This is a genomic window from Spirosoma aerophilum (assembly GCF_054782495.1).
The window spans coordinates 216,565-235,537 of the sequence record NZ_BAAGSJ010000005.1 but is presented as its reverse complement, the minus strand read 5'-3'; the positions used below and the strand labels follow the sequence as shown (position 1 = coordinate 235,537).

Below are 18,973 nucleotides of genomic sequence, written 5' to 3'. Positions count from 1 at the left end.
CAAATTTTAACCCTAAAATAATGCCTCACCCAATAATCTTTTTAATTCCAATTGATTGAGCATCAATTGATACTGAAAATTTAGCTGGCCTAGTTTAGCTTCTTCTACACCCACCTCGGCACTTTGCAGTTCAACGTTGGTGATGACGCCGTTTCGTAGTCGGGCGTTGGCAATCTGAAGCGCCTTCTGGGCTTGCAGTACCTGCGTTTCCAGGTTGGCCAAACGAGTTTGATTACTGCGTATGTCGGCGTTGAGCAGGGCAATACTTTGCCGCACCTGGGCATTGGCGTTATCAACGGCATACCGACTGGCGTTCAGGTTTAACTGAGCCGCCTGATTCTGCAATTGATACCGTTTGCCGGCATAAATGGGCACCGTAAGCGCTACACCGGCCGCGATATTGAAGCGGGGTGTGTTGATTTCCGGCAAATACCCGTTGCGGAACCCCGCCGAACCCGAAAACCCAAGGCTGGGGCGTCCGGTCAGGTCAGTCACCCGTATATCAGTTTCAGCCTGCCGAACACGATCCTGCGCCAACTGAACATCTTTGTTGCCCGCCAGCGCCGATTGACCATCGGTAATCATAAAAGGCTGAGTTGTTACTGTGCCACCCGCTACTTCCTGACTAAACTGCGTCATGGCCCGACTAACATCCGGGTTGGTGTTTCCTGTCAGATAGGTGAGTACCGCTAACTGACGCTCTAGTTGATTCTGAATCTCAATTTTCCGGTTCTGCGCCGTTTTCACCCGAACCTGCTGGGTGAGTACGTCATACTCCAGGGCATCGCCATTTTGCAGACGTGTGGCCAGCAAGCGCACGTTGGCTCCGGCGGTCTGAATCACTGAATCCTGAACGGCCAGACTTCGCTGCAGGAAGCCGACACCGTAGTAAGCGGCTGCTACCTGATAGGCCAGTGTCTGCTGAGTAATTTCCAGACCCCGACGGAGCACCTGAACATTATCAGCCGCCTGCTTCACCGCAGCGTTGGTGCGTCCCCAGTCGTAAATGGTTTGTCCAACGCCGACCGATGCATTTATGTTGTGGTTTGGCTGAAACTGTAGCGTCCGGTTTACCCCATCGACGGGTAAAGTGGCCTGCGCCACGGGCGTTATATACTGGTAAGAAGCATTGCCGTTTACGTTGGGTCGAAGCGCCGTACGGGCAATATCGGCCCGTAAATCGCCCGCCTGAATGAGTTGCTGCTGTTGTTTCAGGCTTGGATAGTTTGTATTTGCCTGCTGAACCAGCGCCCGCAGGTCGTCGGGTACCTGCTGCCCCCGGCTCCCAAAGGGAGCAAGTAAGGCCACAATGGCCCAAAGACTTGTCCAGGCCGACCGTATAAAAGGATAGTTATATTTCATGATGACTTGCATGTGAATTTTGGTGAAGCCTTACAGCCAAGGCTTTAGTGAGAGGAGTCGGCAATGGCTTTCGCGGCTGCCGCATCTATTTTCTTGCGTTTGAGTAAGAAGAGCAGCGGGAAGGAAACTACGAAAAACAGACCTGCCAGCTTGAACGTATCCAGATAAGAAAGCATCAGAGCCTGCCGGGATACAATTAAATCCATGTTCTTGTAAGCACCCGTCACGGCATCGAACGAGTTGACGCCTTTCGCAATTAAGCCTTGAGTCATGGCATTAAGCCGTTCCATAGTCAGCATATCGCCCGGTTGCAGGTTCGACACCAGATCACCCCGGTGCACGGCTGTGCGTTGGGTAACATAGGTGTTGGTAATCGCCACCCCAAAGGCACCGCCCACCTGCCGCATCATGTTCACGATAGCAATACCGGTCGGTAACTGACGGGGTTCCATCGTTGAAACAGACTGGTTGATCAGAGGCACATTCACAAACGCCAGCCCAATACCCCGAATAATAAGCGCGAAGATGAAGTCGCCATCCGAAGCATTCATATTGTAGGTAGACATAATGAAGCAGAAGCTTGAAAAAGCGACATACCCAATAACGACCATCAACCTTGGCGATGCGCCTTTGGCCAGCAGTCGGCCAACCAATGCGAACATCGGTAAGGTAATTAACCCACCGGGAATCAGGAGTTTACCCGTCTGGGTAGCGGTCAGGCCAACAATGCGCTGGGCAAAGAGGGGATACAGCAAAACGGACGTAAATAACCCATACCCGATAACGACCATCAGAATGGAACCCACGGCCAGGTTACGGTTCTTCAGGGCTCGAAGGTCCACCACGGGGTCTTTAGTGCCCCGAAGCTCCCACCAGATGAATATCGGAATGGCAACGGCGGCTGCAACGGCCAGCCACATGATGACTTTGCTGTCAAACCAGTCATCGGCTTCGCCCCGTTCCAGCACATACTGTAAACTACCAATACCCACCGCCAGAAGAAGAATACCGGTTTGGTCGATATGAATGGCTTTCCGGTCGATGTCAATCTCGTCGGGTTTCTTGTCGATGTAGGCTATGCTTAGCAGAACAGCGGCAATACCAATGGGGATGTTGATGTAAAACATCCAGCTCCAATGGTAATTGTCGATGATGAAACCACCCAGCGTTGGACCAAGGGTTGGGCCGAGCACAATGCCCATTCCAAACAGAGCCGATGCCAGCGGCCGCTGGGCCGGTGAAAATGAGTCGAACATCAGTCCCTGCGATGTGGACAGTAAGGCCCCGCCACCAATGCCCTGGAGGAATCGGAAAGCCACCAGTGTCCATAAACTATCGGCAAATCCACAGCCATAAGAGGCTATCGTAAAGAGGATAATGGACCCGATATAATAGTTTTTACGGCCAAAATACCGCTGCAGAAAGCCCGTCATGGGAATCACAATGACGTTAGCAATGGCGTATGACGTAACGACCCAGGATACATCTTCAATGGTAACGCCGAGGTTACCGGCAACGTCGGTCAGGCCAACGTTTACAATGGATGTATCAATTAATTCGATAATGGCTGCCGATATGGCTGTGATGACAATAATCCACTTTTTAAAACCAGTGGGTAAAGTCGCCTGAGCAGGTGGAGCCAGTGTTTGGGTTGCCATAATAAAGGGGAGGAGAGGGAAGAAGGAGACAAGAGGGAGCAGGCAGGAACATTTGGAATTCCCTTTTCCCCTTACATCCTTTTTTAGTTAGCGACTCGAACTTCAGCATCCACGCTTAGGCCCGCCCGCAATTGCTCCTTGTATTTCTCCGGGTTCAGAATTTCGATTTTTACCGGTACACGCTGGGTGATCTTGACAAAGTTGCCCGAGGCATTATCGGCTGGCAGGAGAGCGAATTTAGCCCCTGTTGCATCCGAAAGTGAAGCCACACGGCCCTTGATGTCGAGGTCAGGATACGCGTCCAGTTCGATGTCAACCGGCTGGCCCAGTTTCATTTTTTCCAGTTGGGTTTCTTTGAAGTTGGCCACAATCCAGAATTTAGAGTCGTCGACAATCGTGAACAGGTTCTGACCGGGCTGTACATATTGACCGACCACTACGTTTTTGCGGCCAATTTTACCGGCAATCGGTGCGCTGATCCGCGCATAGCCCACGCGAAGTTTAGCGTTGTCGATAGCGGCCTGTTTTACTTTCAGAACGGCCTGAATCTTCTGGATGTTGGCCTGTGCTTTGGCAATACCCGCCTGCGCTACACCCTGCGATGTTTTGGCCAGGGTGATCTGCTCCACGTTGGCGTCGTACTGACGGCTCTGTACTTCTACATTGTTCTGCGAGTCTTCCAGTTGTTTCCGGGTTAGCGACTGCTCTTTATAAAGATTCTGATCGCGTTGCAGATCCTGCCGTGATTTGTCGCGCCGGGCGGCCTGTACCTGCGCGTTCGATTGGGCAACGCGGGCGTTCTGCACGACGTTGCGGGCGTTTGCCTGGGCGTTCTGCAAATCGGCACGGGCGTTTTCAAGGTCGGCTAGTGATTGCTGATAATCGGCTTCGGCCTGTGCCAGAGCTACGTCATATTCCTGGGGATCGATCGTTACAATGGGTTGCCCCTGCTTTACATTAGCGTAGTCATCTACGTTAACGGCCGTCACATAACCCGCTACACGGGCCAAAACGGGGGCTGAATTGCCCTCAATTTGTGCATTGTCCGTTGTTTCGTATTCCTGACCGTGTACGTAGGCTTTATACCCAAAATAACCGCCTACCAGCAGGACGAGGGCTATAATAATACGGGGCAGATACGCTTTGATGCCGCTTTTCTCTTCGGTGGTTGCCATTTGTTCAGTTATGGTTGCCATAGTTTGCGTAGTTTTTTGACATAGGCCGATGTCATATGAAGAACTTGAATGATAGTCAACGTGTTTGACTATTGTTGGACAAAAGTAAACTAGGTTGACTATAAAGTCAAGTAGGTTGACTATATTTGTACAATCTTTTAGCGTGAATTGTTTCAGTAATATTTATTTTGCATAATGTTCGTGGAAACAGATAAGAATTCCTTTGATTTTAACCAGTTTCAGGCCATCCGAGACCGAGCCATCGGCCGCTTGTTTTGGCGGCTTAAACGGTTTACAAGCGCATTCATTGAACCGCGTTTGCATGCTCAGGGCTATACTGATTTCAAAATGAGTTACCTGATGTTCCTGTCGAGCATCGACGAAAGTGGTACCACGAACAATGAACTGGCAAAACGGGCCTGTGTCACCAAGCAGATGATGAGTAAGATCGTCGGATTGCTGGAGAGCGAAGGCTATATCTACACCCAGAAAAATCCGAGTGATTCGCGGTCCAGCATCATCTTTCTGAACGATCGGGGGAAAGCCCTGTTCGTTTCATTGAAAGACTGCATGCAGGAAGCCCGCGATAAGTTTGATGCAATTGTCGGCTATGATCGAATGGAGTTAGTGATCGACACCATGGTTGAGTTAGTCAATAAATTGGAAAACGAAGAACAATAGCAGGATGTATGATGTAGGGTATAGGATGTAGGATATAATTGTCAATGACACTACATCATATACCCTACATCATACACAATACATCCCTCTATGTTTACCTCTATAAATCCGTATACGCAAAAACGTCTTCAGACGTACCGTGCCGATAGCGCCAGCGTCATTGAGCGGAAACTTAAAAAAGCCGACCGGGCCTTTGCCGACTGGTCGGCTTTGTCAATTCGGGAGCGTACCGATTACCTGCGTAAGGTTGGTCAGTACTTACTGGATAACAAGCAACGCTTTGGTGAGTTGATGACCGCCGAAATGGGAAAAACGCTGAAGGAAGCCATAGCTGAAGTAACAAAATGCGCGGCTACGTGCATCTTCTATGCCGACAATGCCGAAGCTTTTCTGGCTGACCAGTCGATCGAATCCAAAGCAGGTGATGGTCCGGGCCCCGCGAGTGTCATCACCTTTCAGCCATTGGGGCCGGTGCTGGCCATCATGCCCTGGAATTTTCCCTTCTGGCAGGTAATGCGCTTTGCCATTCCCGGCCTGATCGCGGGCAATGTAGGCTTGCTCAAGCATGCGCCAAATGTGTTTGGTTGCTCGTTAGCCATTGAGGAAGCGTTTCGGGAATGTGGTGTGCCTATGGGCGTTTTTCAATCGCTGCTCGTGGATGTGCCCGTTGTCGAAGACCTGTTGAAAGACAAGCGTGTGAAAGCTGTGACGCTCACCGGCAGTGGGCGGGCAGGAGCGTCGGTAGCCAGTATTGCCGGGCGCGAAATCAAAAAATCGGTGCTGGAATTGGGCGGCTCCGATGCCCTGATCGTACTGGCCGACGCAGATCTGGATAAAGCCGCCGAGGTAGCTGTTAAATCACGCATGCAGAACGCGGGTCAAAGCTGCATTGCGGCCAAACGATTCATTATAGAAAAGTCGGTTAAAAAGCAGTTTACGGAGCGGGTCATGCACCACATCAGCCAGATACAGCAAGGCGACCCAATGGACGACGCGACGACTATGGGACCAATGGCCCGGCTCGATCTGGCCGATTCCATTGAGCGGCAGTATCAGGCAACGCTGGCCAAAGGAGCCAAACGATTGACGGGCGGCCAGCGGGAGGGGTGTAATGTACTGCCTATGCTGCTGGACAACGTGAAACCCGGCATGGCGGCTTTTGACGAAGAAACCTTTGGTCCACTGGCGGTTCTGATCGATGCCAAAGATGAAACGGATGCCATTCGGTTAGCCAACCAGTCTGACTTTGGTCTTGGGTCAGCCCTCTGGACGCAGGACTTGGACAGGGCCAATCGGCTGGCGCGGCAGATTCAGGCGGGTTCGGTGTTTGTAAATGGACTCATGCGCTCCGATGCGCGGGTACCCTTTGGCGGTATCAAAACCTCCGGCTTCGGGCGCGAACTGTCAGAAGCCGGCATTAAGGAGTTTGTCAATATGAAGACAATCTGGGTCGAGAAAAGCTAAGTCAGGGGTTATTTTTTTTCGCTCTGTTTTCTTTCCGGGCATTCAGGTAGCCTTTCACGACCGTGAACGTTGTAATCCCCAGGAAGAAAAGGATGATGTATTGAACATAGTCGACAATACCGGGAAACCGCTCGCCGAAGAAAAACCCTCCGCCTACCAGCGTTAATACCCAGATGGCTCCGCCAACGATATTGTATACCATAAAGGATCGGGCGGGCATGTGAATAAGACCCGCCAGGAGGGGTGCAAACGTGCGGACCACGGGCAGAAAACGGGAAATAATAAGCGCGCTGTTGCCGTATTTGATAAAGGCCTCGCGCGTGTTTTCGATGTATTTCTGTTTGAAGAACAGCGAATCAGGGCGGTTCTTGATCTTTCCGCCAAAATAGTAGCCCGTCAGATAGCCTGTCAGGGAGCCCAGCACGGCTGCCCCGAAGAGACAACTAAGCAGTAGCCAGAGCGGTACATTCAGCAACTTGATCCCCGCAAATACACCCGACAGGAACAGCAGATAGTCGCCCGGCAGGAAGAATCCGAAAAAGATACCATTTTCGACAAAGACAATCAGTGTGATCAGGACCAATCCACCGGTGCGGATGATTTCTTCTGAATTGAGTAACGTCTGAAAAAAACTAATGATCTGATCCATAGACACAATGTGTGAATGATAGAGTGAGTGAATGTAAGAATAACGCTCTGGAAACTATTCTCACATTCACTCACTCTATCATTCATAATTAAATATACTCCGCCAGCTCCAGCCAGCGGTCTGATTTTTTGGCAATGGTTTCGTCAATCAACTCAATCTCGCGGGCCCAGGCAATGAGTTGCTCATGATGCCCACCCGAATTGAGCAGGGCTACTAAGCTGCTTTTGTGTTCTTCCAGCGACTCAAGCTCTTTTTCAATGGTTTCGTATTCACGAATTTCCTTGAACGATAGTTTCCGCCTGGCAGTGGGTGCGCTGACGGCTGCGGGCACCGGTGCCGGGCTCTTGCTTTCGACCGGCGCGGGTTTGCTGCCACGGGCATTGGCCTTCGGCTGCGAATCGCGCCATTCCCGATAGTCGGTATAGTTGCCCGGATAGTCGCGCACTTTGCCTTCGCCTTCCATCACGAAAACGTGCTCCACCAGCCGATCCATAAAGTAACGGTCGTGGGTAACGATCAGCACACAACCCGAAAAGTTGAGCAGGAAATCTTCCAGCACGTTCAGCGTCATGATGTCGAGGTCGTTGGTCGGCTCGTCCAGAATCAGGAAGTTTGGATTTTGCACCAGCACGAGCAGTAGTTGCAGACGCCGTTTTTCGCCCCCGCTCAGCTTGGCCACGAAATCATACTGCTTGGAGCGGTCGAACAGAAACCGGCTCAGCAACTGGGTTGCTGTAATGGTATCGCCATTGGCCAGCTTCATGACTTCGGCCACATCCTGCACCACGTCGATTACCCGCTGATTTTCGGGCAGGTCGAGCTCGGTTTGGGTATAGTATCCGAATTTAACGGTGCCGCCGGTCGAAATTTTTCCTGAATCGGGGCGTAGCTGGCCAGTCAGCATGTTCATGAGCGTGGTTTTACCCATGCCATTCTTGCCGATCAGGCCCACCCGGTCGGGGCGTTTGAAGGTATAATTAAAATGGTCGAGGAGGACTTTATCGCCAAAGCGTTTGCTCAGGTTTTCGACTTCCAGAATTTTACCCCCCAGCCGGGCCATGCGCAGGTTCAGGTCCAGCTCGCCGTCACTCTTCTTGCCGCTGGTTTTTTCTTTCAGCTCTTCATAGGCATCAATCCGGTATTGGGCCTTTGTTCCTCGCGCCTTGGGTTGCCGACGCATCCATTCCAGCTCGCGCCGAAAGGTGTTGCGATCTTTGGCCAGTTCGGAGGCTGCGGCTGCTTCGCGCTCATCTTTTTTCTCAAGAAAATACGCGTAGTTGCCTTTGTAAGTGTAAAGCTGTCCGTTGTCCAACTCAGCAATCTGGTTGCAGACCCGATCCAAAAAGTACCGGTCGTGCGATACCATCAGCAGTGTACCGTTGTTGGTATTCAGGTAATTTTCGAGATACTCAATGGCTTCCAGGTCGAGGTGGTTGGTGGGCTCATCCAGAATGATCAGATCCGGATTTTGAATGAGCACCCGTGCCAGTGCCACACGTTTGCGCTGACCACCGGAAAGTGAACCAACGATTTGCTCGAAATTCTGAATCCCCAATTCACCCAGAATTTGGCGGATCTGGGCTTCATAATCCCAGGCTTCGAGTTTCTCCATGTCGGCCATGGCTTGTTCGAGGCCCTTGTTGTCTTCGTGAGCCAGCGCCTGCTCATAGGCCCGAACGGCATCGAGCTGAGCGCTTTCGCCCGCCAGCACCACTTCCATCACGGTCAGGGCATCGTTGAATTCTGGCTGCTGATCGAGGTACCCAATGCTGATGTCTTTCCGGTGGCTTACCAGACCGGCATCGGGCGGCATGGCTCCTGCCAGAATAGAGAGCAGGGTCGTTTTCCCGGAACCATTGGCGCCAACAATGGCCACCTTATCGCCCCGATTGATACCAAACGTAAGGTTTTTAAACAGAGTACGGTCGCCGTAGGACTTCGTTAAATTTTCGGCTGAGAGATAATTCATTCGTTAATCTTGTAACGGACGGAGGAGAAAAGACAGCTTTGTTCATGTCTGTCTGACCCGCTTAACTGATGTACCAGCCCGACCGCGTTTTCATTTATTTTTACAAAGGTACAACAAAGGAAATCGTTCGTACTTTTACCTGTCGTTCAATACAGATTCCTTTTCCTATATAACCAACAATGCGTCTGAAATATCTCTTAACAACCATTGCTTTTCTCAACGGAGCACTGATTTGTACAAAGGCACAAACCACCACCGACTTTAAATCCTACACCCAAGTCGTGCCGGGCAGTAACCAGTCGTATGACTTAGTCGCTATTCCGGGCGGCACCTATATGATGGGGAGCCCTGCCACCGAAAAAGGCCGTAAAGCCGATGAAGGCCCTCAGCACAAAGTGCAGATCGAACCGTTCTACATGGGCCGGTACGAAGTGACCTGGGATCTTTACGACCTGTTTGCCTTTACAAACATGGAGAAGGAGATGGCGGCTAAATACACAGAAGCTGATGCCAACTTAGCTAAAACGGATGCCACTACCCGGCCCAGTCCACCCTATGTGGATATGTCGTTCGGTATGGGTCGTGCGGGCTATCCGGCCATCAACATGACGCAATACGCGGCTATCAAGTTCTGCGCCTGGCTCTACGCGAAGACGGGCGTATTTTTCCGGCTGCCCACCGAAGCCGAATGGGAATATGCCTGTCGGGCCAACACCGCAACTCCCTATTCATTTGGGGCCGATGTGAAAAAACTGGGTGAATACGCTGTGTTTACGGGCAACAGTGAAGGGGGCTACAAGAAAGTAGGCACCAAAAAGCCCAATCCGTTTGGCCTGTACGACATGCACGGCAACGTGATGGAGTGGACAAAAGATCAATACGTTGCTGACTATTATAAGCAGGTAGCCAGCGGCAAAGTGAAAGAACCGTACGCACCAACGACAACCCTGTACCCCAACTCGGTGCGGGGTGGTTCCTGGGATGACGAGGCCACTATCCTTCGATCGGCCGCCCGGACACCATCCGCCCCGGCCTGGAAAGTGCTGGATCCGCAAAGCCCTAAATCCGATTGGTGGCTAACGTCGGCTTCGTTCGTCGGCTTCCGGCTCGTTCGCCCCGCCAAAACGCCCAGTGAGGAAGAGATTCAGGCGTACTACGGCATTAAGCCGATAAAGGATTATTGATTAATGAATTGTGAATGAGTGAATTAATGAATGAGCGAATAAGATCGTCTCGAACCTGTTCACTCATTCACTCATTCACTCATTCACTCATTGAAAACTATTCTCCTCCTCGGTGCGAACCTCGGCGACCGCGTTCAAACCCTCCGGCAAGCCGTTGACCTGATCTCGGAACGCGTCGGGCCGGTGGTTCGACAATCGGGCCTGTACGAAACGGCCCCCTGGGGTGTTACCGACCAACCCGCTTATCTGAATCAGGTCCTGACGGTTGAAACGGCCCTGATACCCGAAGATGTCCTTGTACAAACGCAGGCCATAGAACAGGAGCTGGGTCGTGTTCGATTGGAGAAATGGGGTGCCCGCGTGATCGACATTGATATACTGTATTACGCCCAGCTCATTCTGCAAACAGAAAGGTTGACGATTCCGCATCCGTTTCTCCACCAGCGACGGTTTACACTCGTGCCACTTGCCGAGATAGCTCCCGACTTCATGCACCCTGTTTTACAGAAAACGACGGTTGAGTTACTGGATCAATGCGAGGACAAGGGGGAGGTCTTACCTTTTTTATAAAATATATTACGCAGAGCTACTTAGAGCAAAAGAGATTCGCAGAGAATAGAAATAGGCTCTGTGCATCTCCGTGTCTTCTCCGTGCATCTCTGTGGTTAAACCCTTTTTTAATTTCACAAAATCCTCAGCCTTACGCTGAAAACCCACTACCTTTGCGGTCAGTTTGTTATCATTTTCCTAAAACATCACCCATTATGTCTGCCACGCTTGACACCGTGAGTTTGTTAGCCGACCGCATCAACGCGCTGGAGGAGTCGTCCACGCTGGCGATGACCAAAAAAGCCCGCGAATTGGCTGCGCTGGGCCACAAAGTAATTAGCCTGAGCGTCGGGGAGCCGGATTTTAAAACACCCGCCCACATCTGCGAAGCCGCCAAAAAAGCCATCGACGATGGTTTCCATGGTTACTCGCCCGTGGCTGGCTATCCCGATCTCCGTAAAGCCATCGCCGATAAGTTCAAGCGCGACAATAACATTGACTGGAAACCCGAAAATATCGTTGTGTCGACCGGTGCCAAGCACTCGCTGGCGAACGTCATTCAGGTGTTGGTAAACCCCGGCGATGAAGTTATTATTTTCTCGCCTTACTGGGTTAGCTACTCCGAAATGGTGAAGCTGGCCGAAGGCAAAGCTGTGGTCGTGGATGGTAGCTTTGAAAACAACTTCAAAGTGACGCCTGAGCAGTTTGAAGCCGCTATTACCGACCGGACCAAGATCGTCATGTACGCATCGCCGAACAACCCAACGGGGTCGATTTATTCAGAAGCCGAACTGCGTGCCATTGCCGATGTGGTGGCCCGTCACGAGAATGTACATGTGCTGGCTGATGAAATCTACGAATACATCAACTTCACGCCCGAAGGCCATTTTAGCATGGGGTCAATTCCTGAAATTGCTGAACGGGTCATAACGGTGAATGGCGTTGCCAAAGGGTATGCCATGACTGGCTGGCGGATTGGCTATATCGGCGCTGCCAAGTGGATCGCCGATGGCGTGGAGAAGCTACAGGGACAGGTAACCTCAGGTACGAACTCAATTGCTCAGAAAGCAACCGTTGCGGCTCTGAACGGCCCCATGGAACCGTCGATGGAAATGGCGAAAGCTTACCACCGTCGTCGTGACCTGGTTGTGAAACTGTTGAAAGAGGTGCCTCACTTCCGGACCAACGTTCCGGAAGGCGCTTTCTATGCGTTCCCCGATGTTAGCTATTATTACGGTAAGTCAGACGGTACAACAACCATCCAGAACTCGGATGATTTTGCGGGCTGGCTGTTGAATACGGCTTACGTAGCCACGGTTGCCGGTTCGGGCTTCGGGGCACCTGATTGCCTGCGCATCTCGACGGCAGCATCCGACGAGTCACTTGTTGAAGCGGTACAGCGCATTAAAGATGCGGTTGCCACGTTGAAATAGAATAAGGGATAAAAAGGAGAAAGGGGACGAAAGGGTATAGGTGGTTTTAGCCATCCTCCCTTTCGTCCCCTTTCTCCTTTTTATCCCTTACTATTATTTGCCGCCGAATGGGATAATAACTTTAAGGCTGATATTGCGGCCCATATTATAGACACCCCGCCGTCCGGTTGCCTCGTTGATGCCAAAGTATTTCAGTCGGTTTTGATGGCTTTGGTAGGCAACATCGAAGATGTTCTGCACGGTTAAATAAAGCGATCCTAACAAACGGCCGTTGCTATTGAGCAGGTCGGTACCGCCACCCAGGTTAATCAGTGTGTAAGCCGGGGTTTCCGTTTCGGTACCATAAGCAAGCAGCGCTTCGTTCTGTCGCCAGTTGTGTTCCACTTCCAGAAGCGCATATAAATTGCGCCAATGCGTACCTGCTTCTGCCTTTGTAAACTTCAACTGCCCGATAACGCGGGGTGGTGGTAAGAAAGGCAGATAGCGGGCCGAATCGCCGGTGGCCGAGAGGTTGCGGGAGCGTACAAGCGAGTAGGACGTGGTGAGGTGAAACCAGCGTGCCGATCGCGGATTAAAGCTGACCTGGGCCTCACCCCCAAACAGCACGGCATTTCCCTGCTTGTAGCGATAGGTGAGGATAGGGCGGCTTGGATCGACGATGGAGTCACGTCCAAAGCGGTCGAATACCTTCTCGGAATACGTATAGTTATTGATCCGGTTCTGGAATAAACTTGCCGTGAACGACACGTCCGGCGATTCGTAGTTAATGCCGAGATCACTTTGCCAGGACGTTTCCGAGAGGAGGTTGGGGCTTCCAATCTCATAGCGGAATGTGCCGGCATGCTCACCATTGGCCGATAACTCGGGGGTAGAGGGTGCCCGGAACCCACGGCCCAGGTTTACTTTCACAATCCACCGGCTCGACAGCGAGTAAGTCGCTCCAAAACTAGCGGTTGGGTTGGCGTATGTTTTGTGAAGGCCATCAAAACGGACCTGGCCATTCGTGATTGGCGTTTCGCTAAAGGTGCCGCTATCGTCGGCATACAGGCGGTTGATGTGCATCTTTCGAATGTCCATACGGAGGCCGCCATTCACCGTTAGCCGATCTGTTTTCTTCTGGGCGAACAGAAAAAGCCCATTATCCCAGGAGCGATAACCCGGATAAAGTACCTGCAGACCTTTGTTCTGATTGTATTGCCAGAGGCCGTTGCCACCAATGGTAAAATCCCACCCGTTGTGCCCCCCGAAATAATACTTTAGATCATAGAATACATTTTGCAGATAAAAATACAGCGCGGGCTGGCCGGGGGTAAGCGTACTGGCGAACTCCTGCCGCCGATTCTGGCTGTAACTGACAATGGCCGAAATATTACCGCTTCCTATTTTGGCAAAGGTATTCCAGGAGGTTTTGAAGTTGTTAAGATTTTGGTAGTTGGCCGGGTCAATGGTTCGGCTATGCAGCGTCGCGTCCGAAACAGGCTGCAGCGCTTCGGAGTCGCTGGACACGCGGACCAACTCCTGAAAACGGCCACTACGGTCACGTTCGCCCGTTACGATGTTGATGTCCTGATGCCAGTTGGACATATACAGTTGCGAGTACCCCCATTTTCGATTGATGCCAATGGTACCGTTCACATCAAATTCGCGGTATGCGGACCCATATACGCGGCCATCATACTGATTGCGGTAGTTACCGGCGCTTTTAGTACTCACGCGCACCCGTCCAAAAAGACCTTTTTGCGTTGTGCCTTCCACCACGCCCGACAGGCCAATCATCCCGTTATTGCTTTGGTAGTTGGTCAGTATCTGACCTTTCCACGTCCCCGCTTCGGGCGGTCTTGCCGAAATCAGGCTCATGACGCCCCCCAGCCCATCGGAACCATACAGTAAGCTGCCCGAGCCTTTAATGATTTCGTAGCGATCAATGCTGTACTCATCGACTTGCAAAGCATGTTCTTCGCCCCACTGGTTGTCCTCCTGGCGAACGCCATCGTGAACGGTAATGACGCGATTGAACCCCAGGCCACGAATTACCGGCTTGGAAAGCCCTACACCCGTTGTTATTTGAGACATGCCCGGCAGTTTGCCCACGGCATCGACCAGATTCGTTGAGCTGCCCTGTAGCCACTGGATCTTGTTATAGGTCATGATCGGTACGGGGCTGTCTTTCACGGTTGAGCCCGTTGTGAGACCGGTCACAACCACTTCCTGAAGCTGGGCTGCATCGGGTTCGAGGGTAAAATCAACCTTTGTTTCGCCGGACAGTAGCCGAACTGATCGTGTTTGGGTTTTATAACTTAAGAAGCGCGCTTCTACTTTATGGGTGCCAGCCGGGAGGGAAGCGACCTTATAACGGCCGAGGGTATCTGTAACTCCGCCTTTTTTTAGAACAGGGAAATAAACAGATACGCCAATCAAAGGCTGGTTGGTTGATTTGTCGGTAATAACACCGGAAACAGTCGATTGTGCCGATGCCAGAACAGGCAACAGCAGAAGAATAAGAAGAAGTCGAAGCATAAACGTGGGATAACACTGGATGAATGGACCAATCAGATTTGAACACGTAACCTCACGGAACTGAAGCCTTTAAAAAAGGTCAGCCGATGGGTTGTGCATCATGAAAAGGAGAAACTACACCAATGGTATCGGGGGCCCGCGATGACGGAACGCCACGTGCGACGAACTGAACAAAAAGCTGGCTACGGGTGAGATCGCTACCGATAGCAGCACAAGAAGAACCAGAGCCGCTACCCAGATAACCCCATCAGGATTAGCGTATAAGGCATTTGCAAAGGCATCAAGCCAGATTAACTCATCGCGCGTGTGTGCATGGGTTGGAAACTGTGTACCGGGCGATGACTTGTAAGGGTGTGCATGGCAAATGATCGTACCATCTGACAAGCGGTGTGCATGGCGAAAAACGACTCCATTGATCAATACCGCTACGTATAGACCAAACAGAAACCGGGCTATCCCAAGTCGATAGGGGGCTATGCCAAACACGCTGATTATGAGAAATTAAAAAGGCTTGTTTTGCAAAAGTACCAAATGAAAATCATATATTGATGCTAGAATTATCAAGTTAGCTTTTTAGCATTTTTCAAATTAAAACTGTTAATAAAAATACTGGCACAGTAATTGAGAGAGTAATAGTCGATATGCGGGTGACAATATATTTACTTGTTCAGGGCCAATGAATGGATATTGAGTTCAAAGTTTTTCAACGCTTGTCTTGTTTTTGTACTAAGTCAAGGTTAATTTTGAATATGAATAGAAATTTATTGTTTCTAAGGCGCTAAATATATACCCATTTACATATCCGTAAACTTAACTTTAAAAATTATCCCTTAAGCTGATGAGAAATTTTCGTTTGTACATGGTTTTTCAGTGGGTGTTTTTTCTGCCTATTATTCTTCCTTTATGTATAATCTTCGGAGCGCTTCGGGGAATTATTCAAATGATTGAGCGCGTTATGGAGCAAATAATTTCAGACATTGTTCCTTCCGAGCAGCAGAGCGCGGCTCAGACATTAACCGAACACTGATTAGATACTTACTTCCAGATATAAAGGGCCGCATTTTCTGAGGATCAGAGAGTGCGGCCCTTACTTTTGAGCGAGTGACTTACTATTGGCTCACTCGAAGGTGAAATCTAGATTCTTGTCATTATATATCTCTGTATCCAACTCCAGAAACTCTTCCCAGAAAGGATCATTTGGTAATCCTGCTTTGCAGATAATAGGTCGATCCGGTGCTCCAACCTGCTTGATCGGGTGAATAAAATACAACCGACGAGCATGCAGGTAAATTTTCTTATCGGCAACCGCCCGGTCGTAGCCGTATTTAATGTCGCCCCGAATCGGGCAGCCCATATGTGCTAGCTGCGACCGGATCTGGTGGGGGCGACCCGTAATGGGATTTACTTCCAACAGGTAATGCTCATTGATCTTACCAAGAACGCGGTAGGAGAGTTCCGCTTTTTGCGACTTGGGGACTTCGTAATCATGAACGGTTACCTGATTTTTCTGCTCATCTTTCGTGATCCACCCAACAAGTTTATCCGCGTCTTTGGGTGGCTTACGCCGAACAACGGCCCAGTAGGTTTTTTGAACCTGCCGCTTCCGGAAAATCTCGTTCATCCGTTCCAGCGCCTTCGATGTTCGGGCAAATACAACTAAGCCACTCACGGGCCGGTCGAGCCGGTGCACCAAACCCAGAAAAACCTCCCCTGGTTTGTTGTACTTCTCTTTAATATAATCCTTTAGTACATCCAGCAGCGTAATATCGCCGGTACGGTCGCCCTGTACCAGAATACCCGGTTCTTTATTGACAATGAGCAGGTGGTTATCTTCATAAACCACCTGGAATGGCTTCTTATTCATAAGATATAATGGATAATGGACAATGTAGTGTGAAAACTGGAAATCTGTTTTTCAGTTTCCATACTGCATTGTCCATTTATCTTTAACTCAATACGCTTCTTTCTCGTTCGGAAAGTCGTTGCTTTTCACGTCGTCCACATAATGAGCAATGGCCTCTGTCATAACCTTATGCAAGTCGGCATACCGGCGCAGAAAACGTGGTTTGAACTCGTTGGTGATGCCTAACAGATCGTGAATAACCAGGATTTGCCCATCCGCATCCGGCCCCGCACCAATACCAATGGTAGGAATAGTCAAGCTTTGAGAAACCGTTTTGGTTAAAGCCGCCGGAATTTTTTCAAGAACTAACCCAAAGCAACCGATGTCCTGAAGCATGTGGGCGTCGTCGATCAGCTTTTGGGCTTCGGCCTCTTCTTTGGCCCGAACAGCGTAGGTGCCAAACTTGTAGATAGACTGGGGTGTCAACCCCAGATGGCCCATTACGGGAACGCCCGCGCTCAAAATACGGACTATAGATTCCTTTATTTCAAGGCCGCCTTCCATTTTCACTGCATGAGCCCCTGACTCTTTCATGATTCGGATGGCCGACCGGAGTGCTTCTGTCGAATTGCCCTGATAAGAGCCAAAGGGTAGATCGACAACGACCAGCGCCCGCTTAACGCCACGTACCACCGAACTGGCGTGGTAGATCATCTGATCCAGGGTAATGGGCAGCGTTGTTTCGTGACCCGCCATGACGTTCGACGCCGAGTCGCCGACCAGAATTAATTCGACCCCGGCCGAATCAACGACCTGGGCCATGGCGTGATCATAGGCCGTTAAGGCTGAGATTTTTTCGCCTTTATTTTTAAGTTCCTGAATAGTATGCGTAGTAACTCGCTTGATGTCAGGATTATGTACAGACATTGGGAGCAATTATAAAGTGATGCGGCCGACCGCTAGTAAGGCTGCAAAGTTAGGTAGTTGTGGGGTAGTAGTTGCTACGCCTGATAGATAACTACCGGCAAAGAGAAAACTTTATACTGGGTAAGGTCATCGGGGCATGAGCCAGGATTCGGGGTTGAGTTTGGTAAACTCTTTCCAAATCTGGAATTGGATTTCCGACACGCCATTTTTGTCGGTGGCGACGGTGCCAATGGACTCGCGGGCTTTGACACGCTGGCCCACCCGGACGGATACATTCCGTAATTTGGCATAAACCGTGAAATAATCGCCGTGCTGAATGGCCACAACGGTATTCATGCCGGGCATGCTTGTTACGTCCTGCACAATACCGTCATACACCGACCGAACGCCCTCACCTGCGTTTGTCTGAATATCGACTCCCTGGTTCTCAACCATAATTCCTCTGAGAACGGGGTGGGGTTTGCGGCCAAAGTGATCGGAGATAAAGCCTTTCGTTACCGGCCAGGGTAGCCGTGCCCGCGCTCCGGTGAACGATGAAGCCAGAGCCGTTTCCTCATCGTTCAGGTTATTATTCCGCCGTTCATCGGGCTTTTTAGCGACTGGTTCGGGTTCCTCGGGGCGTTCTATTTTGGCAACATCGGCCGGGGCAGGTTTTTCACCGGCCTTTTCGGCGGCAGCAATAGCTTCTTCAGCCCGTTTGCGCTCGGCAGCTTTTCGGGCGGCTTCGATGCGGGCTATCCGTTCCCGATCGGCGCGTTCGCGAGCCTCCCGTTCCGCGCGTTCTTTTGCCTCCCGCAAAATCAGTCGTTTGATCAACGACTCTAACTGAGCAACAGCCCGTCGGCTCTCATCCAGTTCGGTCTTCAGCTCCGTTTCCTTTTGGCTTAATTCTTTGACGACCTGATTCTTGACAACTTTAAGCGTTTCGAGGCTTTTCGTTTCGCTTACTTTGGCTCCAATGGTGTTTTTCTGCTCCTGGCGTTTTCGCAGGGTGGCTCGCTGCTTGCCCTGCAACATGGTTTTAACGTTGTTCATCTGCCGCACCTGACTTAGTCGGGCATCGGAATACTGGCGCAGGTAGCGGTAGCGGGCAACCAGTTGGTTGAAGTTGTCGGCAGCAAATAAAAAACCGAGTGGATTGACCTGCTGACGGCGTTTGTCGGCGGCATAGATCATGGAGCCATATTCGGCTCGTAATTTATTGAGGTCTTTTGTGAGGGTGGTGCTGGCTTCGCGCAGTTCCGCGATTTCAGACTCAGTCAGTTTTAGGTCTTTGTTTAAGAGGCCAATTTGCTGCGATTGCGTCTGGATTTGTTGGTCGAGGGCTTTTAGCTGGCCCAGGCCAGCCTGCTTTTCTGAGGCCGTTTGTTGTAAAATGGCCCGAATCTGGTTCATCTTTTCCAGGTTCTGCTTTTTCTCTTTCTCTAGAACCTGCCGGTTACGTACCGTCTGTTGAGCCTGTACCGCTACTGTCGACCATAAGCAGCCGAACATGGTCAGGCCAATCATCAACCAGCGGACAGCGCAGGGAACGTGGAGAAATTTTGTACGCATAGGAACGT

General features: G+C 50.8%; 16 protein-coding genes. 6 read left to right on the top strand and 10 right to left on the bottom strand.

Annotated elements, in window-relative coordinates; all coding sequences use genetic code 11:
• Nucleotides 1–12: 12 nt before the first annotated feature.
• From ACYVK4_RS07385 to ACYVK4_RS07375, 3 genes are all read right to left on the bottom strand, one after another.
• Nucleotides 13–1,362 (bottom strand): TolC family protein, encoded by a 1,350-nt coding sequence (locus tag ACYVK4_RS07385; RefSeq protein WP_461126853.1) that lies wholly within the window; start codon nucleotides 1,360–1,362, stop codon nucleotides 13–15.
• 44 nt (nucleotides 1,363–1,406) lie between these two features.
• Nucleotides 1,407–3,020, bottom strand: coding sequence for a DHA2 family efflux MFS transporter permease subunit (locus ACYVK4_RS07380; protein WP_461126852.1), 1,614 nt, complete (start codon nucleotides 3,018–3,020; stop codon nucleotides 1,407–1,409).
• A gap of 83 nt (nucleotides 3,021–3,103) precedes the next feature.
• Nucleotides 3,104–4,216 (bottom strand): HlyD family secretion protein, encoded by a 1,113-nt coding sequence (locus ACYVK4_RS07375; protein ID WP_461126851.1) that lies wholly within the window; start codon nucleotides 4,214–4,216, stop codon nucleotides 3,104–3,106.
• 174 nt (nucleotides 4,217–4,390) lie between these two features.
• On the opposite strand from ACYVK4_RS07375, the gene ACYVK4_RS07370 reads away from it, so the two are divergent.
• Both ACYVK4_RS07370 and ACYVK4_RS07365 read left to right on the top strand, forming a co-directional pair.
• Nucleotides 4,391–4,876, top strand: a complete 486-nt coding sequence (locus ACYVK4_RS07370) for a MarR family winged helix-turn-helix transcriptional regulator (RefSeq protein ID WP_461126850.1) — start codon at nucleotides 4,391–4,393, stop codon at nucleotides 4,874–4,876.
• Nucleotides 4,877–4,966: 90 nt separating this feature from the next.
• Nucleotides 4,967–6,340, top strand: coding sequence for an NAD-dependent succinate-semialdehyde dehydrogenase (locus ACYVK4_RS07365; protein ID WP_461126849.1), 1,374 nt, complete (start codon nucleotides 4,967–4,969; stop codon nucleotides 6,338–6,340).
• 1 nt (nucleotide 6,341) lies between these two features.
• On the opposite strand, the gene ACYVK4_RS07360 is transcribed toward ACYVK4_RS07365, so the two are convergent.
• Nucleotides 6,342–6,989: a DedA family protein gene (locus tag ACYVK4_RS07360; RefSeq protein ID WP_461126848.1), complete on the bottom strand. Its 648-nt coding sequence runs from the start codon at nucleotides 6,987–6,989 to the stop codon at nucleotides 6,342–6,344.
• Nucleotides 6,990–7,077: 88 nt separating this feature from the next.
• Nucleotides 7,078–8,958, bottom strand: a complete 1,881-nt coding sequence (locus ACYVK4_RS07355) for an ABC-F family ATP-binding cassette domain-containing protein (protein ID WP_461126847.1) — start codon at nucleotides 8,956–8,958, stop codon at nucleotides 7,078–7,080.
• 179 nt (nucleotides 8,959–9,137) lie between these two features.
• On the opposite strand from ACYVK4_RS07355, the gene ACYVK4_RS07350 reads away from it, so the two are divergent.
• The 3 genes from ACYVK4_RS07350 (at nucleotide 9,138) to ACYVK4_RS07340 (ending at nucleotide 12,124) form a co-directional block, all read left to right on the top strand.
• A complete protein-coding gene (locus ACYVK4_RS07350; protein WP_461126846.1) occupies nucleotides 9,138–10,142 on the top strand; it encodes a formylglycine-generating enzyme family protein in 1,005 nt (334 codons plus the stop codon).
• Nucleotides 10,143–10,232: 90 nt separating this feature from the next.
• A complete protein-coding gene (gene folK, locus ACYVK4_RS07345) occupies nucleotides 10,233–10,712 on the top strand; it encodes a 2-amino-4-hydroxy-6-hydroxymethyldihydropteridine diphosphokinase (RefSeq protein WP_461126845.1) in 480 nt (159 codons plus the stop codon).
• 194 nt (nucleotides 10,713–10,906) lie between these two features.
• Nucleotides 10,907–12,124 carry a pyridoxal phosphate-dependent aminotransferase gene (locus ACYVK4_RS07340; RefSeq protein ID WP_461126844.1) on the top strand — a complete coding sequence of 406 codons (1,218 nt, stop codon included), beginning with the start codon at nucleotides 10,907–10,909 and terminating at the stop codon, nucleotides 12,122–12,124.
• A gap of 93 nt (nucleotides 12,125–12,217) precedes the next feature.
• On the opposite strand, the gene ACYVK4_RS07335 is transcribed toward ACYVK4_RS07340, so the two are convergent.
• Together ACYVK4_RS07335 and ACYVK4_RS07330 are read right to left on the bottom strand one after the other, a co-directional pair.
• Nucleotides 12,218–14,641, bottom strand: coding sequence for a TonB-dependent receptor (locus ACYVK4_RS07335; protein ID WP_461126843.1), 2,424 nt, complete (start codon nucleotides 14,639–14,641; stop codon nucleotides 12,218–12,220).
• 114 nt (nucleotides 14,642–14,755) lie between these two features.
• Nucleotides 14,756–15,127: a hypothetical protein gene (locus tag ACYVK4_RS07330; RefSeq protein ID WP_461126842.1), complete on the bottom strand. Its 372-nt coding sequence runs from the start codon at nucleotides 15,125–15,127 to the stop codon at nucleotides 14,756–14,758.
• Nucleotides 15,128–15,479: 352 nt separating this feature from the next.
• Here ACYVK4_RS07330 and ACYVK4_RS07325 point away from each other — a divergent pair, with 352 nt between their 5' ends.
• A complete protein-coding gene (locus ACYVK4_RS07325) occupies nucleotides 15,480–15,668 on the top strand; it encodes a hypothetical protein (RefSeq protein WP_461126841.1) in 189 nt (62 codons plus the stop codon).
• Nucleotides 15,669–15,758: 90 nt separating this feature from the next.
• On the opposite strand, the gene ACYVK4_RS07320 is transcribed toward ACYVK4_RS07325, so the two are convergent.
• The 3 genes from ACYVK4_RS07320 to ACYVK4_RS07310 form a co-directional block, all read right to left on the bottom strand.
• Entirely contained in the window at nucleotides 15,759–16,505 is a 747-nt protein-coding gene (locus ACYVK4_RS07320; RefSeq protein ID WP_461126840.1) for an RluA family pseudouridine synthase, read from the bottom strand.
• An 87-nt stretch (nucleotides 16,506–16,592) separates the two neighbouring features.
• Nucleotides 16,593–17,411, bottom strand: a complete 819-nt coding sequence (gene panB, locus ACYVK4_RS07315) for a 3-methyl-2-oxobutanoate hydroxymethyltransferase (RefSeq protein ID WP_461126839.1) — start codon at nucleotides 17,409–17,411, stop codon at nucleotides 16,593–16,595.
• 126 nt (nucleotides 17,412–17,537) lie between these two features.
• Nucleotides 17,538–18,965, bottom strand: coding sequence for a murein hydrolase activator EnvC family protein (locus tag ACYVK4_RS07310; RefSeq protein ID WP_461126838.1), 1,428 nt, complete (start codon nucleotides 18,963–18,965; stop codon nucleotides 17,538–17,540).
• Between the last annotated feature and the right edge of the window lie 8 nt (nucleotides 18,966–18,973).